We start from the raw sequence: 25,227 nt of genomic DNA, 5'->3' as shown, positions 1-25,227 counted from the left end.
AATGCATACCCCACCGGGAAAACGGTGACGCAGCGAGTTTGATGCTGACCAAAGAGACAAATTCATTGCTGACTTCATCCGAATGCCAACCCCCCACAAAGAAGGGCTGGTCTTTGATCCAAAGGAATCTCACCTAGCCGAAGCTAGATCGAGGTTATTTGGCATTTGACAAGTGCACGCTGTTGAGTTCTCAAGGATCGGACGCTCCCCCGACCCAGTCATCACAACCAGGCCCGAAGGGCAACTTCTCAATCTTACCTGTCCTGCTCGGCTTGTCAAATCGACACGCCGTGAGGCTCAGAACCAGATTCGCAGCCTCACCGCTCAGGGCGCCGAGGCAACTTCACTAGCTTATCCACCCCGCCTCGCTTGTCAAATCAGCGCGTCGAGCGGATCTGAGATCCGCCGCGCAGCTGGAGACAGCCGCAGAAGGGGTGGACCTCCCATCCTAGACGCAAGCGTCTGATCTCACAAGTGAGAGGATCGGGAGGTGGTTCTCCGCTTGAGGGGGGTGAAGCTCTCGGCCTCTCCGCTTCCCTGTGGGGCGAACAAGTAATAAGTTACGCGGATTCCGGGGTTCCGGCAAATCGGGCCGTACCCCTCGGGCGTGTCGTCGTCGCCGGTCCCGCTGTTTCCCCCTGACCAGATCGAGAATCCGGAGTCGAACGCGCCGCGGAGTACGATCGGCTCATGTCTGCGCCCCTCCTTCCCCGGCCGGACCAGGCCCTGCGCGATCGCGTTCTCACCGAGCTCGGCATGGATCACGCGTCGGTCCCGATTCCCGCGCCGGCACACCGCGTGCCCCTGCCCTCCCGCTTGGCGACCGCGGATCTCGCCTGGGCGAGCGTCGCCTCGGTGGCATCTGTGGCGGGGATCAGCGCAGAGCTCGACCCTGACCGGATCGCCTTCTCCTACCGGAGCGACCGCCTGCTGACCGTCGACGGCACGGCTCCGTCGGTCTGGTCGCCGTACTCCGGGTTCTGGCGCTCCTGCGACGGGTGGGTGCGCACCCACGGGAACTACCGCCACCACGCCGAGGCGCTGCTGCGGGGTCTCGGGATCACCGACCTCGACGCGATCTCCTCCGCTTTCGCCGAGCGGACCTCGACGGAGGCTGCCACCGCGATCTCCTCCGAGGGAGGTCTCGCCGTGGTCGTCTCCACCGAGCGGCCGATCGAGGATGCCGCGCTGCGCAGCACTCCCCTGTTGGACGTCCGCGGTGTCGAGGGCCCCGGTCGAGCACCCCTTGCTCCGGATCTCCCCCTCTCCCCCGTCCGCGCGCTCCCGCTCTCGGACATCCGCGTCCTCGACCTCACCCGCGTAATCGCCGGCCCCGTCTGCACTCGCACGCTCGCGCTCCTCGGCGCCGACGTCCTCCGTATCGATCCGCCGCACCTGCCGGAACCCGAATGGCAGCACTTCGACACCGGCCACGGCAAAAGGTCGGCCCTGCTCGACGCCCGCTCGTCCGAGTTGCACGCGCTCCTCGCCCAGGCGGACGTCGTCGTGCTCGGATACCGCCCCGCGGCACTGGATCGACTCGGCCTCTCCGCAGATGCCCTCGCCGAGCGGTACCCAGAGCTCGTCGTCGCCCAGCTCAGCGCCTGGGGTGTCGACCACCCTGAGCGCGCCGGTTTCGACAGCCTGGTGCAGGCCGAGTCAGGCATCGCGCTCGTCGAGTCGGTGGACGGCGACCGTCCGGGGGCGCTTCCCGCGCAGGCACTCGACCACAGTGCGGGCTATCTGCTCGCCGCATCCGTCGTCGCGCTGCTCGATCGGCGACGACGAGACGGCGGCACCTGGCAGGTGCGAACCTCCTTGCGTCGCATCGCCGCCGAGCTTCTCGGGATGCCGCGGAACGCGGAACCCGCGCCGGAACGCGACGTCGACCCCGCACCCCATACGGCGCACTTCGACATCGGAGGGCGTCGACTCGCCACCGCGCGACCCGCGCTTCCCGGGCTCGACTTCCGTGCCCCGCACGAGTGGGGCGTGGATCAGCCCCGCTGGTGACGACCGCGGAACACCGGCAGCAGCAGGCAGAGGATCACGGTCAGCGCACCCCACACCGCACAGGCCGGTGGGAGCACCCGATAGGCGAGATGCTGCAGGGTGAAGTCATCGGTGAACGGACCGTAGGCCGCGAACCCGATGGTCCACGCCGTGACGAGGATGATCGGGAGCGACAGCCACCAGGAGATCCGCACGGCCGAAGGGAGCACCCGCACGATGCTCTCTCGGGGCACGGCTCTGGTCACTCGAAGGATCGCCCAGACGCCGATGATGACCAGCGCGCCCGCCCCCGAGCCGTACTGCAGCCATTTGAACCCCGTCAGCGGTCCCCACATCCGATCGAGCGCCGGCAGCACCTCGACACCCCACCGCCCCTCGTGCGTGAAGGAGTCCCAGAGGATGTGGGACAGGACGCCGAGGATCAGCGAGGCCGCGAGGAGCAGGAGGAAGAAGCGCGACTCGCCGTTGCCGATCGCCTTCCGCAGCGCGGGGAGGCCCCGGTCATCCCAGCTCGCGGGAAGCCGACGCGCCAACCAGACCGGTGAGAGCTCCGGAACGGCCGGGCGCAGCACGACTCGCCAGATCAGGAACAGCGCGAATGCGACGAGCGCCGTCCAGATCACGTTCGCGTAGGTGTGAGTGAACCCGTAGTCCAGCCCCGTTCCACGGAGGAACAGGGGCAGATCGGGCGCCATCGCACCTATCGCGATCGCCGACGGCACGAGCGGCGTGCGCACGAACGGCAGTGCGACCAGCGCGTGACTCGGGGTGAACGGCATCCGCTCTGCTCGCGACGGACGAGCGTCAGCCGACGAAGACGCCGGCGAGAGTCTTCTTGCCTCGACGGAGCACGGAGACTCCGCCGGGAAGCGCACCGCTCACGGTTGCGGACTCGTCGTCGACGCGGATGCCGTCGACCGACACCCCGCCCTGCGTGATCGCACGCCGGGCCTCGCTGAGACTGGACACCAGACCGGTCGTCACGAGAGCCTCGACCACCGGAGTCCCCGAAGGCACGGTGGCGTTCGGCAGCTCCTCCAGCGCGGTCCGCAGCGTCGAGGCGTCGAGAGCGGTCAGGTCGCCCTGTCCGAACAGCGCCTCGGATGCCGCGATCACGGCGGCGGCGGAATCGATGCCGTGAACCGTGGCGACGACCTCGAGCGCGAGACGCTTCTGCGCCGCACGGCGGAACGGCTCGGACTCCACGAGTGCCGCGTACTCCTCGATCTCGGCGCGGCTGAGGAAGGTGAAGACCTTCAGCCGGTCGATGACGTCGGCATCCGCGGTGCTGAGCCAGAACTGGTACATCCGGTAGGGGCTGCACATCTCGGCATCCAGCCAGATCGCGTTGCCCTCGCTCTTGCCGAACTTCGTGCCGTCGCTGTTCGTGATCAGCGGGGTGCCGATCGCGTGCACCGAAGCGCCCTCGACGCGGTGGATGAGGTCGGTTCCGCTGGTGAGGTTGCCCCACTGGTCGCTGCCGCCGGTCTGCAGCACGCAGTCGTACTGGCGGAAGAGCTCCAGGAAGTCCATCCCCTGCAGGATCTGGTAGCTGAACTCGGTGTAGCTGATGCCGGCGTCGGAGTTCAGGCGCGCGGCGACCGCGTCCTTCTTCAGCATGGTGCCGACGCGGTAGTGCTTGCCGATCTCGCGCAGGAAGTCGATCGCCGACATCGGCGCCGTCCAGTCGAGGTTGTTGACGATGCGTGCGGCGTTGTCGCCCTCGAAGCTGAGGTAGCGCTCGACCTGGGTGCGCAGGCGCCCGACCCACTCGACCACGGTCTCGCGCGTGTTCAGCGTGCGCTCGGCGGTCGGTCGCGGATCTCCGATGAGGCCGGTCGAGCCGCCGACGAGGCCGAGGGGCTTGTGGCCGGCGAGCTGGATGCGACGCAGCGTGAGCAGCTGCACGAGGTTGCCCAGGTGCAGGCTCGGAGCGGTCGGATCGAACCCGCAGTAGTACGTGATGGGGTCTCCCGCGAGCAGGGCGCGCAGCGCCTCCTGGTCGGTGGACACGTGGACGAGGCCACGCCACACGAGTTCGTCCCACACGTTGTCGAACGTGGGATCGATCGCGGGCGCCGCAGTCGTCAGAGCGGGATCAGACACGCGATCAAGGTTATCAGCGGTGAACCGCTCAGCTGTGCGCGGCCCACCAGACGAGGAACGCCGCTCCCAGCCCGATCACCCAGCTGACGAGGCTTCCGACGAGGAAGTACTCCGCCCTGGCGCCGGTCTCGCCGTCGCGCGAGATCTCCGGGAAGCGTACGATGCCCTTCGCCGCGAGCATCGCCGCCAGGATCGGGTACGCCGATGCGAGGGTGAGGATCATCACGAGCGTGCGCTCCAGCGGTCCGATCAGCCGCCCGCCTTTGAACCCGCCGCGCGGATCAGCAGGAGCCGCTGCGCTCTTCACCGCCGCATCGTCCGACGTCTCGGCGCCCGACGACTCGGCCTCCACGACGGGGGTCGCCGAGTCCGACGGCGCGGTGACGACCGCCACCGGATCGGCCGGACGCCAGGTGTGCTCGCCGTCGAGTGCGGCGCGCACCACGAGGTTCGCGGATTCGAGCAGGAAGACTCCGGCGCCCAGCGTGAGCACCGCCAGGTCGAAGGACACGTCGCCGAACGGCGAGCGCAGACTCCAGACTCCGCCGATGAGACCGGCGTCGGTGCGGGCTCCCCACCACACCACCGCGCCGACACTGAGGACGCCGAGGAGGACCGCAGGCCAGAATCCCAGGGGCGCCGGTCGATCGTCTGGCATGCACCACACCCACAGAGCGCCCACGACGAGCGCTGCGATCATCGGCAGCAGGGCGTCGCTCACGCTGCCGAGCAGGAGCAGGATCACCACCACGGAGAGATAGCCGATCCACCGGCGAGGCGCGAACTGCCGCACGAGGTCGGCGGCGCCGACGGCCAGCAGGACGAATCCGGCGACGATCATGCGAGCTCCCCTCTGAGCGCGGCCAGTCCCTCGACGATCGCGGCGGCTCCCGCGGTGCGCAGCGCCTTCGAGATGCTCGGCTGGGAGATGCCCTCCTCGGCGGCGAGCTCCTGCTGCGACCGTCCGATGATGCGACCGTAGGTCAGACGCCGTTCGCGCTCGTTCATGGCGCCCACCAGTTCGTCCCTGACGAGGAGGTAGGCGTTGGACGCCGCGATCGTGGTCTCCATGACCTCATCCTGCCCGGGGGCTCCGACAATCCACGTGCGTGTGCGCGGCACGGCGCGGCCTTCCCTCGCGTGCACGGTCTCGATCGCCGCGCGCGCGGCGTACCACCCCGGTCCGTCTGCGAGCTCGCCGTGCACGGATGCGACGGGACGCACCTCCCCCACGCCGATCCCGAACCGGAACGCGATGCCGTCCGGCAGCCGGAGCTGGATCATCAGGAGCGAGATCAGCGCGTCTCCGAGGTCGCTGTAGACGCCCTGCTGCTCGTCTCCCACCGTGGGAGTCAGCGGCTGCGCGGCCAGCGGGAGGTCGGCCTCGACCTGCGCGATCGTCCGGTCGAGCACGTGCTGCGCGGCCGTGCGATCATCGAGCCTGCGGGAGCCGACGATGTCGGCGAGTACGGCGATGACCATCCGATAACCGTATCACGAATAACTCTGTACTTATGCGTTATTTAGTTATATCTTGAGGATATGCCTGAATCGCACATCATCCCCTGGTCCGACGGCTCATGGACCCATGCCCCCTTCGCCCAGTCGACGGCCGCATCCGACGAACCCCACCTCGACGTCACGGCCGTCGAGGGCAGCGACGCCTGGCGACGCACCGCCTACGGCTTCGTGCACGACAGCGAGCACGCGCTTCTCGCGCCCCTCGCCGTCGGCGAGGCCATGGACGTGTCGTTCCAGGCCCCGTGGGACGGTCAGTTCGACCAGGCCGGTGTCTTCGTGAAGATCGACGACGAGCACTGGATCAAGGCGGGGATCGAGTACGCCGACGACCATCTCGGACTCGGCGCCGTCGTCACCGACGTCGGCTCGGACTGGTCGGTGGGCCACGTCGACGACTGGCACGGAAGCGAGATCACCGTGCGCGTGAGCCGCTGGCCGGATGCCGTGATCGTGCGGGCTCGCGCCGACGACGGCGACTGGCGCCTGGTGCGGGTCGCGCCGTTCGACGGAGACGCCGCGGCATCCGCCGGTCCGTTCCTCGCCGCCCCCATGCGCTCCGGACTCACCGTGCGATTCACGCGCTGGGTGCGCTCCGCGGCGGACGCGACCCTGCACTGAGCCGGATCCGCCGCGGCAGGACTACAGCCCGAGAGCGTGCGCCGCTGCCTGTGCCCGTGCGACGAGCTCGGCGCGCTGCTCCGCGACGCGCACGGGGGCGGTGCCACCGGCGCCCGTGCGCGAGGCGACGGATCCCTCGATCGTCAGCACCTCGCGCACCTCGGGCGCCAGGTGTGCGGACACCGAGAGCAGCAGCTCATCGGAGGCGTCTTCGAGGCCGATCCCCCGGTCCTCGCAGGCGCGGACGAGCGCACCGGAGATCTCGTGCGCGTCACGGAAGGGCACGCGACGCTTGACCAGCCACTCCGCGACGTCCGTCGCGAGGGAGAAGCCCTGCGGGGCGAGCGCGGCCATCCGCAGCGTGTCGAACTGCAGCGTCGCGACCATGCCGGCGAACGCGGGCAGCACGACCTCCAGGGTCTGCACGGAGTCGAAGACCGGCTCCTTGTCCTCCTGCAGGTCGCGGTTGTACGCCAGGGGCAGCCCCTTGAGGGTCGCCATGAGACCCGAGAGATTGCCGATCAAACGGCCCGACTTGCCTCTGGCCAGCTCGGCGATGTCGGGGTTCTTCTTCTGCGGCATGATGCTCGACCCGGTCGAGTAGCCGTCGTGCAGCGTGACGAACCCGAACTCGCGCGTGTTCCAGAGGATGATCTCCTCGGCGAGGCGCGACAGGTCGACGCCCGTCATAGCCGTGATGAAGGCGAACTCCGCCACCACGTCACGCGCGGAGGTGCCGTCGAGGGAGTTCTCGGCGGGACGGTCGAGTCCGAGCTCCGTCGCGACGAGCGCCGGGTCGAGGCCCAGGGTCGAACCCGCGAGCGCTCCGCCGCCGTACGGCGAGACGCCGGCGCGGCGACGCCAGTCGACGAGCCGCTCGAGCTCTCGCACCAGAGGCCAGCCGTGCGCCTGCAGGTGGTGGGCGAGGAGCACGGGCTGCGCGTGCTGCAGATGGGTGCGACCGGGGAGGATCGCATCGGGGTGCGCCTCGGCCTGGGCGACGAGCGCGTCGATCACGCGGAGGATGTCACGGGCGATCACCCGGGCGTGGTCGATCAGGTACATGCGCACGAGAGTCGCGATCTGGTCGTTCCGGCTGCGACCCGCTCGCAGGCGTCCGCCCAGCTCGGGCCCGAGCTCGGCGATCAGGGCCTGTTCCAGGGCGCCGTGCACGTCCTCGTCCGTCGGCTGCGGCCGCAGCGAGCCGTCCGCGACCTTGCGGGCCACGGCATCCAGTCCCTCGTGCATCCGCGTCGCCTCATCGGCTTCGAGGTACCCTGCGGCCTCGAGGGCCGTCGCATGCGCATGGGATCCGGCGATGTCGTACGGCGCGAGGATCCAGTCGAAGTGCGTCGAGCGGCTCAGCTCGACGAGCTCGGGAGAGGGACCGCTCGCGAACCGAGCTCCCCACAGGGCTCCCTCGTTCGTGCCCTCGTTCTTGTCCGCGCCCATCAGGCGGCCTCCCCGTTCTTGCGGAGCAGCCAGACCAGCAGCGCCTTCTGCGCGTGCAGGCGGTTCTCGGCCTCGTCCCACACGACGCTCTGCGGGCCGTCGATGACCTCGGAGTCGACCTCGTAGCCGCGGTCGGCGGGGAGGCAGTGGATGAAGATCGCCTCGGAGTCGGCGATCGTCATCGTCTCCGGCGTCACCTTGTAGCCCCCGAGATCGCGGATGCGCGCGAGCTTCTCCTCCTCCTTGCCCATCGACACCCACGTGTCGGTGACGACCACGTCGGCGCCGGCCGCCGCCTCCACCGGGTCCGTGTAGAGCGTGATCGAGCCGCCGGTCTCGGCGGCACGGCGGTCGGCGGCCTCGACGACGTCGGCGCGCGGCGCGTAGTCGGCCGGCGAGGCGATGCGCACGTGCATGCCCGCCGTGACGCACGCGAGCGCGTAGGAGTGCGCCATGTTGCTCTGCCCGTCGCCGAAGAACGTGAGGGTGAGACCCTTCAGCTCGCCCTTGTGCTCGCGGATCGTGAGGAGGTCGGCCAGCAGCTGGCAGGGGTGGAAGTCGTCGGAGAGCGCGTTGACCACCGGCACGCGGGTGCCGTTCGCCATCTCCTCGAGACCGGCCTGGGCGTAGGTGCGCCAGACGATCGCCGCGACCTGGCGCTCCAGCACCCGTGCGGTGTCGGAGGGGGTCTCCTTGCCGCCGAGCTGGCTGTTGGCCGTCGAGATGATCAGCGGGGAGCCGCCGAGATCCGCGATGCCGACCGCGAAGGACACGCGCGTGCGGGTGGACGACTTGTCGAAGATCACCGCGACGGTCTGCGGACCGGCGAGGCTCTTGTCCGCCCAGCGGTCCTTCTTCAGCTCCAGCGCGAGATCGAGGATCTCCGCCTGCTCGGCGGGGGTGAGGTCGTCGTCACGCAGCAGGTGGCGGGTCATGCGGGGGCCTTTCCGGAGTCGGTGAGGGATGCCTGGACGTCGGCGAGGGATGCCGTGAACAGCTCGCGGAACTCGGCGAGCTCGGCGGCGCCGATGGTGAGCGCCGGCGCGATGCGCACGGTCTCGGGGTTGGCGGCGTTCACGATGAGACCGCGCTCCTGGGCCGCGGCGACCACGGCGCCGGCGACGGGAGCGGTCAGCGCGACGCCGATGAGGAGACCGCGACCGCGGACGCCCTCGATCAGCGGGGAGTCGACGGCCTCGATGAGATCGCGCAGCTCAGCGCCCCGCAGCGCGGCGTTCTCGACGAGACCCGCGTCCTCGATCTCGGCGAGGACGGCATCGGCCACGGCGGTCGCCAGCGGGTTGCCGCCGAACGTCGAGCCGTGCGAACCGGGTGTGAAGAGCGCGCTCGCGGCCCCGTAGGTGACGAGGGCGCCGATCGGGAAGCCGCCGCCGATCCCCTTCGCGAGGGTGATCGCATCGGGCGTGATGCCCTCGTGGCTGAAGCCGAACCAGGCTCCGGTGCGCCCTGCGCCGGTCTGGATCTCGTCCACGATGAGCAGCGCGCCGTGCTTCAGGGTGAGCGAGCGCGCTGCGGCGAGGTACCCCTCGGGCAGCTCGACCACCCCGGCCTCTCCCTGGATGGGTTCGACGATGACCGCGGCGACGCGGTCGTCGATCGCGGCCTCGAGCGCCTCGATCGTCGCCGGGATGTGCTCGACGCCGCCGGGCATGGGCTCGAACGGCGCGCGCATCGACTCCTTCGCCGTCATGGCGAGAGAGCCCATCGTGCGCCCGTGGAAGCCGTTCTCCAGTGCGATGATGCGCGGCTTCTCCGCTCCGCCGTGCAGACGGGCGAGCTTGAAGGCCGCCTCGTTGGCCTCGGCGCCGGAGTTCGAGAAGAACACGCGGCCGTCGATGCCCGCACCTGCGAGCCGCTTCAGGCGTGCGGCGAGGGCGAGCTGCGACGGCGTGGCGAAGTAGTTCGACACGTGAGCGAGGGTCGCCGCCTGGCGGGACACGGCCTCGACGAACACGGGGTGCGCGTGGCCGAGAGAGGTCACCGCGATGCCCGCGAGGAAGTCCAGCAGGCGCTTGCCCTCGGAGTCCCACAGATACGAGCCCTCGCCGCGCGTGAGCATGGCGAGGCGGGGCCCCGCGTTGAGGACCAGATCGCTCGCCGCGTCATCCTGCCAGTTGCTCATGCCGTCGTCCCTGCGCTTCCCATGACCACTTCTGTTCCGATTCCCTTGCTGGTGAAGAGTTCGACGAGCACCGAGTGCGGCACCCGTCCGTCGATGATCGCCGCGGCGTCGACGCCGCCCTCGACCGCGTCCAGGCAGGCCCTCATCTTCGGGATCATCCCGGACTCCAGGCTCGGCAGCATCTCGACGAGCGCGTCCGATGTGAGGTGCGAGACGAGGGAGTCCCTGTTGGGCCAGTCGGCGTAGAGCCCCGGCACGTCGGTGAGGATGACGAGCTTGCGCGCCCCGAGCGCCACCGCGAGGGCGGCGGCGGCGGCATCCGCGTTGACGTTGAGCGACTGCCCGGGGTGGTCCAGATCGGGCGCGATCGACGACACGACCGGCACTCGCCCCGCGGCCAGGTGATCGAGCACGGGGGTCGGATCGACCTCGACGACATCGCCCACGCGACCCAGATCGACCTCCTCCCCCTCGATGATGACGCCGCGACGACGCCCGCCGAACAGACCGGCGTCCTCACCGCTGAGACCCGTCGCGATCGGGCCGTGGGAGTTGATCTTCGACACCAGCTGCGGGTTGACCTGGCCGGTGAGGACCATCCGCACGACGCTGATCGCCTCGGTGGTGGTGACCCGGTAGCCGCCCTTGAACTCGCTCGGGATGTCGAGACGATCGAGCATGTTCGAGATCTGCGGGCCCCCGCCGTGCACGACGACGGGCTGCACGCCGACGTAACGCAGGTACGCGATGTCCTGGGCGAACGCCTCCTGCAGCTCGTCGGAGACCATGGCGTTGCCGCCGTACTTGACGACGACGATCTGGTCGCGGAACTTCTTCAGCCACGGGAGGGATTCGATGAGGGTCTCGGCCTTGACCGCGGCGATCTCGGCCGGGGTGTCCTGGATGTCGGTCATGAGGCGTAGGCGCTGTTCTCGTGGACGTACTCGTGGGTGAGATCGTTCGTGAGGATGGATGCCGTGGCCTCGCCGACCTTGAGGTCGATGACGAGGTGGGTGGCCCGAGGGGTCAGGTCGACCTCATCGCGGGGACGGTCGGGGCCGCCCTCGCTGCACACGCGGACGCCGTTCATCCACACGTCGACGTCGTAGGGGTCGAACTGCGCGGCCGTGGTGCCGATCGCGGCGAGGACGCGCCCCCAGTTCGGGTCGTTGCCGAAGATCGCCGCCTTGAAGAGGTTGTTGCGGGCGACGGAGCGCCCGACCTCGACGGCGTCCTTCTCGGATGCCGCGTGCTGCACCTCGATCGTGATGTCGTGGCTCGCCCCCTCGGCGTCGCCCTGCAGCTTGACGGCGAGCTCCTGGCAGACCTCGGAGAGCGCGGCGGCGAAGTCGTCGAGGTCGGGGGCCACCTCGGACGCCCCGTTGGCGAGCAGCGTCACCTGGTCGTTGGTCGACATGCAGCCGTCGGAGTCGAGACGGTCGAACGTCTGACCGGTCGCCCGGCGCAGCGCCTCATCGGCCTCGAGCGGTTCGAGGACGGCATCCGTGGTGAGCACGACGAGCATGGTGGCGAGACCGGGGGCGAGCATCCCCGCGCCCTTCGCCATGCCGCCGATGGTCCAGCCGTCGCGGCTCACCACCGCGGTCTTGGCGACCGTGTCCGTGGTCATGATGGCCTGGGCGGCGGCGTCCCCTCCCTCGGAGGAGAGTTCGGCGATCGCCTGCGCGGTGCCGGCGAGGACCCTCGAGCGGAAGACCTCGTCACCGGTGCCGATGAGTCCGGTGGAGCACACGAGCACATCCCCCGCACTGACGCCGAGGAGCTCGGCCGCCTTCTCGGCGGTCTGGTGCGTGGTCTGGAAGCCGAAGCTGCCGGTGAAGCAGTTCGCCCCGCCCGAGTTCAGCACGACGGCCTCGACGACGCGGTCGGCGACGGCCTGCTGCGACCAGATGATGGGGTTGGCCTTGGCGCGGTTGCTCGTGAAGACGGCCGCTCCGACCTTGCGCGGGCCGCGGTTGACGACCACGGCGACGTCAGGCTTTCCCGTGCTCTTGAGGCCTGCGGCGACGCCGGCCGCCTCGAATCCTGCAGGTGCGGTGACACTCACGGTGCGACTCCGTTCACGGAGAGGGCGCGGTCTTCGGGGAAGCCGAGCGCGATGTTCATGGACTGGATGGCGGCACCGGCGGTGCCCTTGACGAGGTTGTCGACCGCGGTGACGACCGTGACGCGGTTCGCGGCGCGGTCGATCGCGAGTCCGATCAGCGCGGTGTTCGCCCCGAGCACGTCGGCCGTGCGCGGGAACTGCCCCTCGGGGAGCAGCTGGACGAAGGTCTCCCCCGCATAGGCGCTCTCCCACGCGTCGCGGATCTGCGCGTCGGTGACGCCCTCGGCGATCGGAGCGGTGGAGGTGGCGAGGATGCCGCGCGACATCGGGACGAGCACGGGCGTGAAGGAGATGCGGATGCCGTCGGCCTCTGCCCCGGACGCTGCGGCGAGCGCCTGCCTGATCTCCGGGATGTGGCGGTGCGTGCCGCCCACCGCGTAGGGGTTGGCGGTGCCGAGGATCTCGCTGCCGAGGAGGTTCGTCTTGAGGCTCTTGCCCGCGCCGGAGGGGCCGACCGCGAGCACGGAGACGATGTCTCCGGGATCGATCACTCCCGCGGCGACGCCGGGCGCCAGGCTGAGGCTCACGGTCGAGGCGTTGCATCCCGGTGCCGCGATGCGCGTGGCGCCGCGCAGGTTCGCCCGCTGCTTCCCCTCACCGACGGGCAGCTCGGGAACACCGTACGCCCACGGCTCGTGGAAGTCGCCGCCGTAGAAGGCGTCCCACGACTCCTTCGAGGTGAGCCGGTGGTCGGCGCCCGCGTCGATCACGAGCGGCACCGAGCCGAGCGCGTCGGTGTACTGCCCAGACTGCCCGTGCGGCAGGGCGAGGAACACGATGTCGTGCCCTGCCAGGATCTCGGGTGTCGTGTCCTGCAGCGTGAGATGGGCGAGCGAGCGCAGGTGGGGCTGATGCTGGATCAGCGGCTGCCCTGCGTTCGAGTGCGCGGTGACGGTGCGGATCTCGATGTCGGGATGGGCGGCCAGGAGGCGCAGAATCTCGCCGCCTGCGTAGCCGGATGCGCCGGAGACGGCGACGGAGTACGTCATGCTTCTACCTTAACGGTGGGAGGGTCGGAGGCCTGAGCGGCGACACCGGCACTCGACCGCCGTGCGTGCACAGGCAGGAGCGCGGGGTCGCCTAGAGTCGGCGGCCGCCGCGGCGTCGGCGCACAGCGATGACGCTCGGAGCGAGCGTCAGAGAAGCGGTGGCGGCCGAAGACATGTCGCGACAGTAGCGCGAGCGCCGCGGCATCCGCAAATCCTGCGCGTCACACGCCCTGCGGGATCGGCGCGGCGAAGAAGGCGAGCTCGTGCGCGCTCGCGATCTCGAAGGCGCGGAGCATCCTCCCTCTGCGCGAGGGCGACGATGCCGCCGCGGCCCGCGACACGTACGCGATCGCCGTCTCCGTCGCGGCTTCGAAACCGGGGTCGGCGTAGGTCGCGAGCCAGGACGCGTACGGATGCCGTGGATCGCGGGCGTACTCCCCGAACTCCCCCGCGTGCAGACGCCGACCGAGGTCGGTGTAGAGCCAGAAGCAGGGCAGGATCGCCGCGATGAGCTCGGCATAGTCGCCCCCGAAGGCGACGGAGCGCAGGTGATCGAGGTAGGCCGTCGTGGTCGGGGCGGGCGCGGCGGCGAACGTCTCCTGGCCGACGCCCGTCGCGGGGGTCAGCCAGGAGGCGTGCAGCTCGAGCTCCCCGACGATCGCCCCGTGTGCGGACTCCGCCCAGAACGCCTGCTCCGCCGACGACGGCGCCAGGCGGGACGCCTCCGCCAGCACTCTGGCGTACTCCCGCAAGTACAGCGCGTCCTGCGCGAGGTAGAACACGAAGGCATCGCGATCCAGCGTGCCGTCGGCGAGGGCACGGATGAACGGGAGCTCGTCGATGCCGGAACGGATGCCGGAGATGCCCTCCCACCAGTCCGCGCGGACCTCACCGGGGGTGGGTCGGGTGTCGAGACCACCGCGGGACCAGAGGCCTGCGAAGTGGTGCACCGGGCCGTGTCCGCGTCCGACACGGAGCGCATGGCTCTCACGCAGCGCCTCCCGCAGCCAGGTGCGCGCTCCGGCGACGGCATCCGCCGGGCTCTCCCCCCGCGCGAGCAGCGTAGCCAGCGCGGAGGACAGCGAGCAGCCGGTGCCGTGCGTGTGCGGGGTGTCGATGCGGGCGCCGGAGAACTCGCGCCGCACCCCGGCGCCGATCAGCGCGTCTGGGGTCTCCGCACCGGTGAGGTGCCCGCCCTTGACGAGCACCTGGGCGCCGATCTCGGCCGACAGCTCCTCCGCCGCGGCGAGTGCCTCCTCCCAACCTGTGATCCGACGGGAGGTGAGCACGGCGAGCTCGGTGAGATTGGGGGTGACGACGTCGGCACGGCTCAGCAGTCCGCGCAGCGCGTGCTCGGCCGCCGCGTCGAGCAGGCGGTCCCCGCTGGTGGCGACCATGACGGGATCGATCACGACGATCGGCGGGCGCACCCGGTCGAGCCAGTCAGCCACGGCGCCGATGACCTCCGCGTCGGCGAGCATGCCGATCTTCACGGCGTCCACGACGATGTCGGCGGAGATCGCGTCGAGCTGCGCGCGCAGGAACTCCGTCGGCGGCACGTGCACGGCGCTGACGCCCTGCGTGTTCTGCGCGGTGAGAGCGGTGAGGACGGCCATGCCGTATCCCCCGTTCGCCGCGATCGACTTCAGGTCCGCCTGGATGCCCGCCCCTCCCGACGGGTCGCTGCCGGCGATGCTGAGCACACGCGGCACCCCCGCTGCACGCCAGCGGCGGAGGAATCCTCGCGCCGCCGCTGCCGGATCATCGGCGGCGCACAGGGCCGACACGACCGCGAGACCGGCGGCGCCCGCCTCGCGCAGGGGCTCGGCGTCGTCGATGCCGACGCCGCCGATCGCCACGCACGGCAGCGGAGTGGCCGCAGCCACCGCCGCGAAGCCCTCGATGCCGAGTGCCGGCGGATGGTCGGGCTTGGTGCTGGTCGGTCGGATGACGCCGACGCCGAGGTAGTCCACTGTGCCCTCCGGCAGCTCTCCGAGTGCGGCGAGGTGCTCAGGGCTGTTCGCGGTGAGACCGATGAGGGCGTCGGGGCCGAGTGCGGCACGGGCGCGCAGCACCGAGGAGTCCCCCTGTCCGAGGTGCACGCCGTCGACGCGGGCGCCCGCGGTACGAGCGGCGAGCGCGGCGTCGAGACGATCGTTCACGACGAGGAGCGCTCGACCGTCGATCACCCGGGAGAGCTCGACGAGCTGCGCGGTCGTCTCGGCGTCCGTCGCCCGCTTGTCGCGCAGCTGCACGATGCGCACTCCCCCGTCGACGGCCATCCGCACGGTCTCGACGACGCCGCGTTCTCCGCACAGCCCCGGATCGGTGACGAGGTACAGGGAGAGGTCGGCGATCACAGCGCGCCACCCTCGACGCGCGCCGCTCCGGCGAGATCGTCAGGGTGCACGGCGGCGAGCGCATCGAGCAGTGCGACCGCGAAGCTGCCCGGGCCTGCGGATGCCGCAGCGGCGCGCTCGGCGGCGATCGTGTAGACGAGGCTGGCCGAGGCGACCGCCGTGAGCGCATCGGCTCCCGTGGTCCGTGCGGCCCCGAGGAACGCAGCCATGACGGCGCCGAGAGCGCAGCCGCCTCCCGTGACCCTGGTGAGCAGCTCGTGCCCGTTCGCGAGCCGCAGCACGCGCTCCCCGTCGGTGATCAGGTCCACCGGCCCCGACACCGCGACGATGCTGCCGAAGCGCGAGGAGAGCGCGACCGCGGCGTCGGCGGCGGCATCCGTGGTGTCGGTGGCGTCGACCCCTCGACCGCCTGCGCTGAGACCGGCCAGTGCCAGGATCTCCGAGGCGTTGCCGCGGATAGCCGTCGGGCGCAGCGCCACGAGCTCCTGCGCCAGCGCCGTGCGCACCGGGAGCGCGCCGATGGCGACGGGGTCGAGCACCCAGGGCGTGCCGGACGCCGCGGCTCCGGCCGCCGCCTCCAGGCTCGCCGCTCGCTGCTCGGGGTTCGGCGTGCCGAGATTCACGAGCAGGCCGGAGGCGACGCCGGCGAACATCCCGGCCTCGCCGACGATGTCGACCATCGCGGGGGCCGCGCCGACGGCGAGGAGCACGTTGGCCGTGAACCCGGTGACGACGGCGTTGGTGATGCAGTGCGTGAGAGGAGGCGTCTCTCGCAGCACCCCCAGCAGCGTGGCGGCCTCGGAGACGAGGTCGGAGGCGGATGCAGGACGCAGAAGATCGCTCATGCGACATTCCCTTCGCTAGTGCTAACTAGATCAGGTTCGACGGGTCTGTTCTCAGCCGCGGATGCGGCACCCCGTGTCACTGCTCGCAGTCTAGCGAAGAGCGCGGATCACCCGAGCTCGGCGAGCAGCTCCAGCTCCTGGGCCCGGGTGAGCCCCGCGCGCCGCTCGCGGTCGACGCCGCGTGCTCGTTCGTCCGCGAGAACCGCGTCCACGGTGTCCCCGAGCGGACGCAGCGTCCCGCCGTCGGAACGATAGGCGGCGTTCGAGCGCGTCATGAAACCGGTCATCTCCGCCGGCAGCCACAGCGGCAGCGAGCGCTCCCCCATCCAGTACTCGACACCGTGCTCCACGAGCCACTCCTCCTCGGCGGACACCGTGTCGCCGTCGTGCCCCGCCGCCGCGCGGAACAGTGCGAGCACCTCGCCGAGCGCATGCTCGTCGCCGACCGTGTTCACCGCACCGGTCGACGTCGTGGCGGCCACGTACGCCGCGAGGTCATCGACGTCGATCACCTGCGTCGTGCGCCCCTCGGTCGGTGGCAGCAGCACCGTGCCGTCGCCCGCGCGGTCGAACGCCGCGGCCCAGTATCCGAAGCGATCGCTGGGGTCGCCCGCGCCGACGATGAGTCCGGGGCGCACGATGAGCGTCCGGTCTGCGAGCGTGCGAACCGCGTCCTCCGCGGCGACCTTCTGCGGACCGTACTCGTACTCATCCCCCGGTTCCGCGGCGATGTGCAGCGGAGCGGACTCGTCGGCGCCGACCGTGACGTCGTCGGAGTAGGCGGACATCGACGAGACGTACGTCCAGCGTGCGGCTCTGTCTCCGAGCGCCGCGACGGCGGCGACGACATGGTCGGCACGGGAGGAGATGTCGATCACACGGTCCCAGTCACGCACGGCCGCCTCCGCGTACGCGTCGGGATCATCCCGGTCCGCCCGCACGAGAGCAGCCCCGCTCGGCCCCGTGCGTGTGCCACGGGCGAGGCACGTGACCTCGACGCCGTCGTCGATCAGCCGTCGCGCGATGCGCCCGGAGAGCCAGCCGGTTCCGCCGAGGATCAGAGCAGTCGTCATGCGTCCATGTCATCAGCATCCGCTTCCGCGCGGAAGCCCGTTCCGCCCAGAGCAGAGCACAGACACCGCAGCGGAGCCGACCTCAAGGGCGCCGCAGCTCCTCCAGGCCGCGAAGCTCGGGGAGGGTCCACGTCGGGTCGGGGCGCCACGCGACCCACTCCGGGTCGAAGGGCCAGTCGCCGTCGTGGAAGGACTGGATCGCGGCATCCGCATGCCTCTCGATCTGCGCGGCCTGCTCGCGGGTGAGGCGACCCTGCACGATCGCCGCGGCGACCTCGTCTTCGTCCTTGAGATGAACCGTGCGGTCCGCCGCGATCCAGACGTCGAGGATGTGATCCGAGGAGTAGGTGTCGCGGTCGGTGCGCAGATGGGCGTTCTCCAGATTCACGTACCAGCCGTCGAAGCGCCAGTCGCCGTCATCCGCGTGCGTCCAGAACAGGCACACCGACCAGGGTGCTCCGGCCGGAGCGATGCGCAGGCTGCCGCCGCCCCACCATGCCTCGACGATCCTCGTGCGGCCGTCGAGCCAGCGCCGCTCCAGCGGGATCGAGCGCACGCGCTCGCCCGTGACCGTCCCCTGAGCCTCCTGCAGCGTGCCGGAGGCGAGCCAGGCCACGAGCCCGCGCTCATCGTCGCGCACGACGCGCATGGGGCTGATCGTCGAGGGGTCTCCCGGCTGCCAGCCGGGCGCCCGGTAGTGCCAGTCGATCTGCTCTCCGGGCGCGAGGAACGGACCATCGCCGAGCGGGCGGACGCCCTCGGGAACGGCCGCCGGGGTGCTGTGCGGGAGGATGCTCATCCCGACACGCTACCCCGGCGCCGTACCGGAACCGGGCTCAGTCGCGCAGCGCGGCGCCGAACCGTTCCGCCGCGACCGCGACACCGGCGAGCTTGGCCTCCGTGGCCTCCGCCGCGGTCAGCGTGCGGTCGTCGGCGCGGAAGCGCAGCGCGAACGTGAGGCTCTTGGACCCCTCGGGAACGCCCTCGCCGCGGTAGTCGTCGACCAGGCGCAGGGACTCGAGCATGGGCCCCGCCCCTTCGATGAGAGCGGCACGGACATCCCCAGCGGGGACCTCCGCGGGCACCGTGAGCGAGACGTCCTGCGTCGCCGCGGGGAAGGTCGACAGCGAGGCCGCGACCGTTCCTCCCCCGGCGAGCGAGAGGATGCCGTCGAGATCGAGCTCGAGCACCGTCGCGCGACCGGGCAGGTCGGCGTCCTCGGAGACCGCCGGGTGCAGCTCGCCGACGTAGCCGACCTCCACATCCCCGATGCGGAGCGCACCGGCACGGCCGGGGTGGAGCGCGGCGCGCTGCGTCTGCACCACGTCGATCTCGACGCCCGCCGCCGCGGCGATCACGCGCACGGCGTCGAGGGCCTCGGAAAGACCGGCCGCCTCGGCCGCTCGGCCAGGCTGGCGCGCCGACACGTTGCCCGTGAACAGCGCCGCGACGTGACGGTGCTGCGGCGGGATCGACGCGTTCAGCTCTGCGAGCGTCTCGTCCGACGGACGCACGCCGAGCGGCGGCACCTCGTCGGTGCCGTAGACAACGCCGGGTTCGGGCAGGAAGACGACGCCGGTCTCGAAGATCGCGAGGTCCGTGAAGCCGCGCGAGATGTTGCGATGCGCGATCTGCAGCAGTCCGGGGATCAGCGAGCGTCGCAGGTACGGCGCCTGGCCGTCGAGGGCGTTCGCCAGGCGGATGCTGGGCAGGTGCTCGCCCGCGGCGGAGCCGTGCAGATCGTTCTGCGCCTCGTTCGTGAACGGGAACGCGGACGTCTCGACGAGTCCTGCGGATGCGAGCGCGTTCGCGACGCGGCGGCGACCCTGCTGGTGCGCGGTGAGTCCGCGGCCGGAGGGCGGCGTGGGCAGCACCGACGGGATGCGGTCGAGCCCGTGGATGCGCGCGACCTCCTCGGCCAGCGTCCACTTGTCCGTGAGGTCGGGGCGCCAGGTGGGCGGAATGACCGTCCAGCCGGCGTCGGTCGCGGTGACCTCGGCGCCGATCGTCTCGAGCGCGCCCGAGATCTCGGCATCCGTGTAGTCCACGCCGATGAGCCCCTCGACGAAGCCCGCGGGCAGGTCGATCTCGCCGACGAAGACCTCGGCGAACAGCGCGCCACCCTCCTCGGTGAGCGTGCCGCCGGCGAGCTCGACCATGAGGTCGGCGGCGCGGCGGGCCGCGACGAACGGGATCAGCGGGTCGACGCCCCGCTCGAAGCGCTTGGATGCCTCGCTGGGCAGCTTGTGACGACGTGCCGAGCGCGCGATCGTGACCGGGTCGAACGTCGCCGCCTCGATGAGGACGTTGCGCGTGGTCTCCGTCATCTCAGTCGTGCCGCCGCCCATGACCCCGGCGATGCCGATGGGGCCCGAGTCGTCGGTGATCAGCAGGTCAGAGGCGTCGAGCGTGCGCTCCTGGCCGTCGAGCGTCGTGATCTTCTCGCCCGCGGAGGCGCGGCGCACGGTGATGCCGCCGCTCAGGGCGTCGAGGTCGTAGCCGTGGAGGGGCTGGCCGAGCTCGAGCATCACGTAGTTCGTGATGTCGATGAGCACGCCGAGGGAGCGCATGCCGGCGAGGGTCAGACGCGCGATCATCCAGGGCGGCGTCGGACGCGACGGGTCGACCCCGCGCACCACGCGGGTGACGAACTCGCTCGCACCGACGCGTCCGCGCACGGGAGCCTGGTCGTCGATGATCGCGGTGTGACCGGTGCCCGGCTGAAGCTCGGCGAAGTCGCGCTCGGCGGGGTCGCGGAACGCCGCCCCCGTCGCGTGCGAGTACTCGCGAGCCACTCCGCGGAGCGAGAAGGCGTAACCGCGGTCGGGGGTGACGTTGATGTCGACGGCGACGTCATCGAGGCCGAGGAGCGCGATCGCGTCGGCGCCGACGGGCGCATCGATGCCGAGGTCGGAGAGCACGACGATGCCGTTGTGCTCATCACCCAGGCCGAGCTCGCGCGCCGACGCGATCATGCCGTCGGACACGTGTCCGTAGGTCTTGCGCGCCGCGATCGGGAATGGACCGGGCAGCACGGCACCCGGAAGCGTCACGATCACCTTGTCGCCGGCGACGAAGTTGTGCGCACCGCAGACGATCCCGCGGATGCCGCCGTTCGCCTCGCCCACGTCGACCTGGCACCAGTTGATCGTCTTGCCGTTCGACTGCGGCTCGCCCTCGAGCGAGACGACCTGTCCGACGACGACGGGACCGGTGATGTCGAAGCGGTGGACATCCTCCTCCTCGAAGCCGACGCGCACCATCGCCGCGAGGACGTCCTCGGGCGTGGCATCCGCTGCCAGATCGACGTACTCACGCAGCCACGAAAGCGGGACGCGCATCACACCACCATCCCGTACTGCTCGCTGAATCGGATATCGCCCTCTGCCATGTCGCGCATGTCCTGCACGTCGCTGCGGAACATGAGCCCGCGTTCGACGCCCATGCCGAAGGCGAAGCCGCTGTAGACGTCGGGGTCGATGCCCGCCGCCCGGAGCACGTTCGGGTTGATCATGCCGCAGCCGCCCCACTCGATCCAGCGCGCGCCGCCCTTGAAGGTCGGGTGCCACAGGTCGAGTTCTGCGGAGGGCTCGGTGAAGGGGAAGAAGTTCGTGCGGAAACGCGTCTTGGCCTCCGGTCCGAAGAGCTGACGCGCGACGTGGTCGAGCGTGCCCTTGAGGTGCGCCATCGAGATGCCCTTGTCGACGACGAGGCCCTCGAACTGCGTGAACACCGGCAGGTGCGTCGCGTCGAACTCGTCGGTGCGGTACACACGGCCGGGGCAGAGCACGTAGATCGGCACGTCGCGGTCGAGCATGGACCGCACCTGCACGGGGCTCGTGTGGGTGCGCATGACGAGGTGACGCGAGGCCGGGTCGACGTAGAACGTGTCCTGCTCCTGGCGCGCCGGGTGGTCGACGTCGAAGTTCAGGGCGTCGAAGTTGAACCACTCGTGCTCGAGCTCGGGGCCTTCCGCGATCTCCCACCCCATGCCGACGAAGATGTCGGAGATCTGCTCGCTGAGCAGGGTGAGCGGATGCCGGGCGCCGACGCGCGTGCGGGACGGCACGGCGGTGATGTCGACGCGCTCCGATTCGAGCCGAGCGGCGACCTCGGCCTCGGCGAGCTCGGCCTCCTTGGCGGCGAGCGCCTGGGTGACCTGGCCGCGGCCCTGGCCGACCAGCTTGCCGAACGCCGCCTTGTTCTCGGGGGCGACCTGCCGCATGGACGCGTTCAGGACCGCGAGCGGCGACCCCTCGGCGACGTGTGCGGCGCGGGCCGCCTTCAGCTCGGTGGTGTCGCGCGCCGCCCCGATGGCCTCGAGGGCTGCGGCGACGGCGGCTTCGACCGCTTCTGGGGTGATCTCTGGAGACTCAGACACGAGAGTCGAGTCTACCGGGGGCACGCCGCCGCGCCGTGCGGCTCACAGACCTTGGGCGCCGGAGTTGCTCCCGTCGTGCTTCCCGGCCCGGCTCTGCAGTGCGATCACCTCGGTCATCGTCGACTCGTCGTCTGCGGCCGCGTTGTGCGCGACCGCGACCTGCTTCGGCGAGCGCTTCGCGCGGCGCTGGAGCCGGTAGGCGATGTAGGAGAGCACGAGACAGACCGCCACGTACATCGAGCCGCCGACCATAGCGGCCTGGATCAGTGGAGATCCGTAGGGCGCCTGGTTGCCGATCTGGTTGATCACATACAGCAGCTCCTGATACGTGATGATGAACCCGAGTGCGGTGTCCTTCAGCGCGACGACGAGCTGAGCGATGATCACAGGCATCATCGCGCGAATGGCCTGCGGCAACAGGACCAGCTGCATCACACCGCTCTTGCGCAGGCCGATGGCGTAACCGGCCTCCCGCTGCCCCCTCGGGAGCGACTCGACGCCGGTGCGCAGCACCTCGGCGAGCACGGACCCGTTGTAGACGATCAATGCGATCACGACGGCGAAGTACGGCGGCATCTTCACGCCGATCACGGGAAGACCGTAGTACAGCAGCATCATGAGAACGAGCACCGGAACAGCTCGCAACACCTCGATGATCCATCTGACCGGCTCACGCACCCAGGCATGGTCGGAGAGACGCCCGATGCCGAGGATGAAACCGAAGACGAGCGATCCGACGCCCGCCGCGGCGAAAGCTCCGAGGGTGCTGAGCAGACCCTGCCCGAACCGCACCCAGACCGCGGAGAAGGTGAAGATGTTCCACTTCTCCGCGCTGAACTGCCCGGTGACGTAGAGCCGCCATGTCACCCAGCCGAGAGCGGCGAGAACGACGAGTACGGTGAGGACGCCGATGATCCGGTTCCGGGCGATCGCCCTGGGTCCAGGGACGTCAAAGAGTACAGAGCTCATCGAGCGATCCTCCACTTGTTCTCGAGGTAGCGCTGCAGCCAGCCGAGCAGCAGGACCAGTGCCACGAAGACCACCATGACCCAGAGCAGAACCACCAGCGCGTTCTCACCCACCTCACTGAGTGACGCGCGGATCGTGCCGAGATTGACGACCGAGAAGCCGGCCGCGACCGTGGTGTTCTTCATGAGGGCGATGAGCACGCTCATCATGGGAGGCACGACAGAACGCGTAGCCTGCGGCAGCACGACGAACCGCATGACCTGCCCGAAGTTCAGGCCGATCGCCCGCGCCGCCTCCGCCTGCCCGACCGGGACCGTGTTGATGCCGGCCCGGAGTGCTTCGGCGACATAGGTGGCGGTGTAGACGCCGAGCGCGACGATGGCGAGCAACGTGTAGTTCATCCGCTCGCCTACGAGGATCGGCAGGCAGAATGCGAAGAAGAACATCACGAGGGTCAGCGGCGTGTTGCGAATCCAGTTCACGTACACGCCGCCGACCGCCCGTGCGATCGGCACCGGGGACACCCTCGCTGCTCCTACGACCAGCCCGAGCACCAGGGCGATGAGCCCACCGCCCAGGAACAGCACGATCGTGCCCCCCAGTGCTTCTCCCCAGAGATCGAGGTTGTCTGTAATGACTCCCACTGCTGCTCCTGTCGATTCGTGTGCTCGTGCTGCCCCTGCCGATCAGCGGGCGGCCGAGGATATCGGCCGCCCGCGGGAACTCAGCCGACCGGGTCGATCTTGGGCTGAGTCGCCTTGACCCCGGATGCGCCGAGGTTGTTGTCGAAGATCTGCTGCCAGACGTCGCCGCCATCGGTCAGCTGCGTGTTGAAGTACTCCACCAGTGCGGTGTCGCCCTTGGCGACGCCGATGCCGTAGCGCTCCTCGCTGAACGGCTTGCCGACGACCTTGATCTTGTCGGGGGCCTGCGCCGCGTAGCCGATGAGGATGGCCTCGTCGGTGGTGACGGCATCCACCTGCCCGTTCTTCAGGTCCTCCACGCACTTCGAGTACGTGTCGTACTCCTTGGTCGGAACCTCAGGGTAGTTCGTCTTGATGTTCTGGATCGGCGTCGAGCCGGTCGCGGAGCACACCGTCGTCGACGAGCTCAGGTCGTCGACGCTCTTGATCTTGCTGTCGGAGGCGACGAGGAGGCCCTGCCCGGTGACGAAGTACGGGCCGGCGAAGGAGATCTGCTCCTTGCGCTTGTCGGTGATCGAGTAGGTGCCGACATAATAGTCGATGTCACCGTTCACGATCGCCTGCTCGCGGTTCGCCGACGCGATCGCCTGGAACTCGATCTTCTCGGGGTCGACGCCGAGGGATGCCGCCATCCAGCGGGCGATGTCGACGTCGAAGCCGGTGCGCTCCCCCGTCACCGGGTCGAGGTAGCCGAGACCGGGCTGGTCCTCCTTGACGCCGACCTTGACCGTGCCGGAGGACGAGATCCTGTCGAACGTCGGGCTGCCGTCGATCTTGACGTCGGTCGCCACCGTCCACGGCGTGCTGCTCGTCGACGGCTCCTCCTCGGTGCCTCCGCCGGTTCCGGTGCTGGTCGGGGTGCCGCTGTTGCAGGCCGTCAGCGCGAGCAGCGCAGCCGCCGCGATCCCGATTCCTGCCAGTGTCCGTGTGCGTCGCATGTGCGTCTCCTTCGTGTGCTGTGTGTGCAGGGTGGAAAGGTCAGTGGGTGAGGAGCTTCGAGAGGAAGTCCTTGGCGCGGTCGCTCTTCGGGTTCGTGAAGAACTCCTCCGGCGTCGCCTCCTCGACGATGCGCCCGTCGGCCATGAAGACGACGCGGTGGGCGGCCTTGCGGGCGAATCCCATCTCGTGCGTGACGACGATCATCGTCATGCCCTGCTGGGCGAGCTCGATCATGACGTCGAGCACCTCGTTGATCATCTCGGGGTCCAGCGCGCTGGTCGGCTCGTCGAACAGCATCACCTTCGGATGCATCGCCAGCGCACGGGCGATGGCCACGCGCTGCTGCTGACCGCCGGAGAGCTGCGCGGGGAGCTTCGAGGCCTGCTTGGCCACGCCGACACGCTCCAGGAGCTCCATCGCCTCCTTCTCGGCGTCGGCCTTCTTGATCCCGCGGACCTTGATGGGCCCGAGCGTCACGTTCTCCAGGATCGTCAGGTGCGCGAAGAGGTTGAACGACTGGAAGACCATGCCGACGTCGGCGCGGAGGGTCGCGAGCCCCTTGCCCTCGGCGGGCAGCTCCTTGCCGTCGATGCGGATGCTGCCGCTCGTGATCGTCTCCAGGCGGTTGATCGTGCGGCAGAGCGTCGACTTGCCGGAGCCGGAGGGCCCGATCACGACGACGACCTCGCCCTGATCGACCGTGAGGTCGATGTCGGTCAGCGCCTGGAAGTCGCCGTAGTGCTTCTGCACGTTCTCGACCACCACAAGGGCGTTACCAGAGGTCATGTGTTCTCCAAACTCGCAGGGTGGTCAGCGGTGCTCGATCGGGGGTGCTCTCCCAGAGAGCTCATGCGCGCCACCCGTCCCCACGGGCGTCTGAGTTCTCCATCGAATCGTGCGCGACCGACCTCACGATGGCAGAGCGCGACGAGCGGTGTCAGACTTCTTGAGGGTTTCTTGAGGCTCGTAACACGGGTGTTACCCAA

At 69.8% G+C, this 25,227-nt stretch carries 22 protein-coding genes and 1 riboswitch; of the genes, 2 read left to right on the top strand and 20 right to left on the bottom strand.

Annotated features, from left to right (window positions below):
• Window positions 1–690 precede the first annotated feature (690 nt).
• Window positions 691–2,013 (top strand): CoA transferase, encoded by a 1,323-nt coding sequence (locus ACFY5A_RS18535; RefSeq protein WP_387236430.1) that lies wholly within the window; start codon window positions 691–693, stop codon window positions 2,011–2,013.
• Here ACFY5A_RS18535 and ACFY5A_RS18530 read toward each other — a convergent pair.
• The 4 genes from ACFY5A_RS18530 to ACFY5A_RS18515 are packed head-to-tail and all read right to left on the bottom strand — an operon-like array spanning window position 1,998 to window position 5,601.
• Complete coding sequence (locus tag ACFY5A_RS18530) at window positions 1,998–2,792, bottom strand: DUF4184 family protein (RefSeq protein ID WP_387236427.1); 795 nt, start codon at window positions 2,790–2,792, stop codon at window positions 1,998–2,000. The genes ACFY5A_RS18535 and ACFY5A_RS18530 overlap by 16 nt on opposite strands.
• Before the next feature lie 25 nt (window positions 2,793–2,817).
• The gene (gene tyrS, locus ACFY5A_RS18525; protein WP_105672372.1) at window positions 2,818–4,119 is read right to left on the bottom strand and encodes a tyrosine--tRNA ligase; all 1,302 of its coding nucleotides are present in this window, start codon (window positions 4,117–4,119) and stop codon (window positions 2,818–2,820) included.
• Window positions 4,120–4,147: 28 nt separating this feature from the next.
• Window positions 4,148–4,960: a hypothetical protein gene (locus ACFY5A_RS18520; protein WP_387236424.1), complete on the bottom strand. Its 813-nt coding sequence runs from the start codon at window positions 4,958–4,960 to the stop codon at window positions 4,148–4,150.
• A complete protein-coding gene (locus ACFY5A_RS18515; RefSeq protein ID WP_105672374.1) occupies window positions 4,957–5,601 on the bottom strand; it encodes a SatD family protein in 645 nt (214 codons plus the stop codon). Before ACFY5A_RS18515 ends, ACFY5A_RS18520 begins: the two co-directional genes overlap by 4 nt.
• Window positions 5,602–5,661: 60 nt before the next feature.
• Here ACFY5A_RS18515 and ACFY5A_RS18510 point away from each other — a divergent pair, with 60 nt between their 5' ends.
• A complete protein-coding gene (locus ACFY5A_RS18510; RefSeq protein ID WP_386954535.1) occupies window positions 5,662–6,258 on the top strand; it encodes a DUF1349 domain-containing protein in 597 nt (198 codons plus the stop codon).
• 21 nt (window positions 6,259–6,279) lie between these two features.
• On the opposite strand, the gene argH is transcribed toward ACFY5A_RS18510, so the two are convergent.
• The 16 genes from argH to ACFY5A_RS18430 all read right to left on the bottom strand — a co-directional run bounded on the left by argH (window position 6,280) and on the right by ACFY5A_RS18430 (window position 25,027).
• Window positions 6,280–7,710: an argininosuccinate lyase gene (gene argH / locus ACFY5A_RS18505; RefSeq protein ID WP_387236421.1), complete on the bottom strand. Its 1,431-nt coding sequence runs from the start codon at window positions 7,708–7,710 to the stop codon at window positions 6,280–6,282.
• The gene (argF, locus tag ACFY5A_RS18500) at window positions 7,710–8,645 is read right to left on the bottom strand and encodes an ornithine carbamoyltransferase (RefSeq protein WP_341941770.1); all 936 of its coding nucleotides are present in this window, start codon (window positions 8,643–8,645) and stop codon (window positions 7,710–7,712) included. Before argF ends, argH begins: the two co-directional genes overlap by 1 nt.
• Window positions 8,642–9,853, bottom strand: a complete 1,212-nt coding sequence (locus ACFY5A_RS18495; protein ID WP_387236418.1) for an acetylornithine transaminase — start codon at window positions 9,851–9,853, stop codon at window positions 8,642–8,644. Before ACFY5A_RS18495 ends, argF begins: the two co-directional genes overlap by 4 nt.
• Window positions 9,850–10,767 carry an acetylglutamate kinase gene (gene argB, locus ACFY5A_RS18490; protein ID WP_105672379.1) on the bottom strand — a complete coding sequence of 306 codons (918 nt, stop codon included), beginning with the start codon at window positions 10,765–10,767 and terminating at the stop codon, window positions 9,850–9,852. The genes ACFY5A_RS18495 and argB overlap by 4 nt, the downstream gene beginning before the upstream one ends.
• Entirely contained in the window at window positions 10,764–11,921 is a 1,158-nt protein-coding gene (argJ, locus tag ACFY5A_RS18485) for a bifunctional glutamate N-acetyltransferase/amino-acid acetyltransferase ArgJ (RefSeq protein WP_387236415.1), read from the bottom strand. The genes argB and argJ overlap by 4 nt, the downstream gene beginning before the upstream one ends.
• Window positions 11,918–12,970 (bottom strand): N-acetyl-gamma-glutamyl-phosphate reductase, encoded by a 1,053-nt coding sequence (gene argC / locus ACFY5A_RS18480; RefSeq protein ID WP_387236412.1) that lies wholly within the window; start codon window positions 12,968–12,970, stop codon window positions 11,918–11,920. Before argC ends, argJ begins: the two co-directional genes overlap by 4 nt.
• Before the next feature lie 221 nt (window positions 12,971–13,191).
• Entirely contained in the window at window positions 13,192–15,330 is a 2,139-nt protein-coding gene (locus tag ACFY5A_RS18475; RefSeq protein ID WP_387236409.1) for a bifunctional hydroxymethylpyrimidine kinase/phosphomethylpyrimidine kinase, read from the bottom strand.
• Window positions 15,327–16,175, bottom strand: a complete 849-nt coding sequence (gene thiM / locus ACFY5A_RS18470) for a hydroxyethylthiazole kinase (protein ID WP_387236406.1) — start codon at window positions 16,173–16,175, stop codon at window positions 15,327–15,329. Before thiM ends, ACFY5A_RS18475 begins: the two co-directional genes overlap by 4 nt.
• A riboswitch (TPP riboswitch) is annotated at window positions 16,165–16,259 on the bottom strand. Its footprint overlaps the gene before it by 11 nt.
• 23 nt (window positions 16,260–16,282) lie before the next feature.
• A complete protein-coding gene (locus tag ACFY5A_RS18465) occupies window positions 16,283–17,248 on the bottom strand; it encodes an NAD-dependent epimerase/dehydratase family protein (RefSeq protein ID WP_387236403.1) in 966 nt (321 codons plus the stop codon).
• Window positions 17,249–17,330: 82 nt separating this feature from the next.
• Window positions 17,331–18,047, bottom strand: coding sequence for a DUF402 domain-containing protein (locus ACFY5A_RS18460; protein WP_341941763.1), 717 nt, complete (start codon window positions 18,045–18,047; stop codon window positions 17,331–17,333).
• A gap of 37 nt (window positions 18,048–18,084) precedes the next feature.
• Window positions 18,085–20,589, bottom strand: a complete 2,505-nt coding sequence (gene pheT, locus ACFY5A_RS18455) for a phenylalanine--tRNA ligase subunit beta (RefSeq protein WP_387236400.1) — start codon at window positions 20,587–20,589, stop codon at window positions 18,085–18,087.
• A complete protein-coding gene (pheS, locus tag ACFY5A_RS18450; protein WP_386954562.1) occupies window positions 20,589–21,629 on the bottom strand; it encodes a phenylalanine--tRNA ligase subunit alpha in 1,041 nt (346 codons plus the stop codon). Before pheS ends, pheT begins: the two co-directional genes overlap by 1 nt.
• 42 nt (window positions 21,630–21,671) lie before the next feature.
• On the bottom strand, window positions 21,672–22,598 hold the full coding sequence (locus tag ACFY5A_RS18445) for an amino acid ABC transporter permease (protein WP_387236397.1): 927 nt from the start codon (window positions 22,596–22,598) through the stop codon (window positions 21,672–21,674).
• Window positions 22,595–23,242: an amino acid ABC transporter permease gene (locus tag ACFY5A_RS18440; RefSeq protein WP_341941759.1), complete on the bottom strand. Its 648-nt coding sequence runs from the start codon at window positions 23,240–23,242 to the stop codon at window positions 22,595–22,597. The genes ACFY5A_RS18445 and ACFY5A_RS18440 overlap by 4 nt, the downstream gene beginning before the upstream one ends.
• A gap of 80 nt (window positions 23,243–23,322) precedes the next feature.
• Window positions 23,323–24,240, bottom strand: coding sequence for a glutamate ABC transporter substrate-binding protein (locus ACFY5A_RS18435; RefSeq protein ID WP_387236394.1), 918 nt, complete (start codon window positions 24,238–24,240; stop codon window positions 23,323–23,325).
• Window positions 24,241–24,280: 40 nt separating this feature from the next.
• Window positions 24,281–25,027, bottom strand: a complete 747-nt coding sequence (locus ACFY5A_RS18430) for an amino acid ABC transporter ATP-binding protein (protein ID WP_105672391.1) — start codon at window positions 25,025–25,027, stop codon at window positions 24,281–24,283.
• Between the last annotated feature and the right edge of the window lie 200 nt (window positions 25,028–25,227).

Origin of the sequence: Microbacterium sp. NPDC012755 (assembly GCF_042901325.1) — a bacterium.
In the GTDB taxonomy this organism is placed as follows: domain Bacteria; phylum Actinomycetota; class Actinomycetes; order Actinomycetales; family Microbacteriaceae; genus Microbacterium; species Microbacterium natoriense.
This window is presented reverse-complemented; position numbering and strand designations above follow the sequence as displayed.

Coding starts and splice junctions, on each gene's coding strand:
- ACFY5A_RS18535 (WP_387236430.1), top strand. CDS start 691: ATGTCTGCGCCCCTCCTTCCCCGGCCGGACCAGGCCCTGCGCGATCGC.
- ACFY5A_RS18530 (WP_387236427.1), bottom strand. CDS start 2,792: ATGCCGTTCACCCCGAGTCACGCGCTGGTCGCACTGCCGTTCGTGCGC.
- ACFY5A_RS18520 (WP_387236424.1), bottom strand. CDS start 4,960: ATGATCGTCGCCGGATTCGTCCTGCTGGCCGTCGGCGCCGCCGACCTC.
- ACFY5A_RS18515 (WP_105672374.1), bottom strand. CDS start 5,601: ATGGTCATCGCCGTACTCGCCGACATCGTCGGCTCCCGCAGGCTCGAT.
- ACFY5A_RS18510 (WP_386954535.1), top strand. CDS start 5,662: ATGCCTGAATCGCACATCATCCCCTGGTCCGACGGCTCATGGACCCAT.
- argH (WP_387236421.1), bottom strand. CDS start 7,710: ATGGGCGCGGACAAGAACGAGGGCACGAACGAGGGAGCCCTGTGGGGA.
- argF (WP_341941770.1), bottom strand. CDS start 8,645: ATGACCCGCCACCTGCTGCGTGACGACGACCTCACCCCCGCCGAGCAG.
- ACFY5A_RS18495 (WP_387236418.1), bottom strand. CDS start 9,853: ATGAGCAACTGGCAGGATGACGCGGCGAGCGATCTGGTCCTCAACGCG.
- argB (WP_105672379.1), bottom strand. CDS start 10,767: ATGACCGACATCCAGGACACCCCGGCCGAGATCGCCGCGGTCAAGGCC.
- argC (WP_387236412.1), bottom strand. CDS start 12,970: ATGACGTACTCCGTCGCCGTCTCCGGCGCATCCGGCTACGCAGGCGGC.
- thiM (WP_387236406.1), bottom strand. CDS start 16,175: ATGAGCGATCTTCTGCGTCCTGCATCCGCCTCCGACCTCGTCTCCGAG.
- ACFY5A_RS18465 (WP_387236403.1), bottom strand. CDS start 17,248: ATGACGACTGCTCTGATCCTCGGCGGAACCGGCTGGCTCTCCGGGCGC.
- ACFY5A_RS18460 (WP_341941763.1), bottom strand. CDS start 18,047: ATGAGCATCCTCCCGCACAGCACCCCGGCGGCCGTTCCCGAGGGCGTC.
- pheT (WP_387236400.1), bottom strand. CDS start 20,589: ATGCGCGTCCCGCTTTCGTGGCTGCGTGAGTACGTCGATCTGGCAGCG.
- ACFY5A_RS18445 (WP_387236397.1), bottom strand. CDS start 22,598: ATGAGCTCTGTACTCTTTGACGTCCCTGGACCCAGGGCGATCGCCCGG.
- ACFY5A_RS18435 (WP_387236394.1), bottom strand. CDS start 24,240: ATGCGACGCACACGGACACTGGCAGGAATCGGGATCGCGGCGGCTGCG.
- ACFY5A_RS18430 (WP_105672391.1), bottom strand. CDS start 25,027: ATGACCTCTGGTAACGCCCTTGTGGTGGTCGAGAACGTGCAGAAGCAC.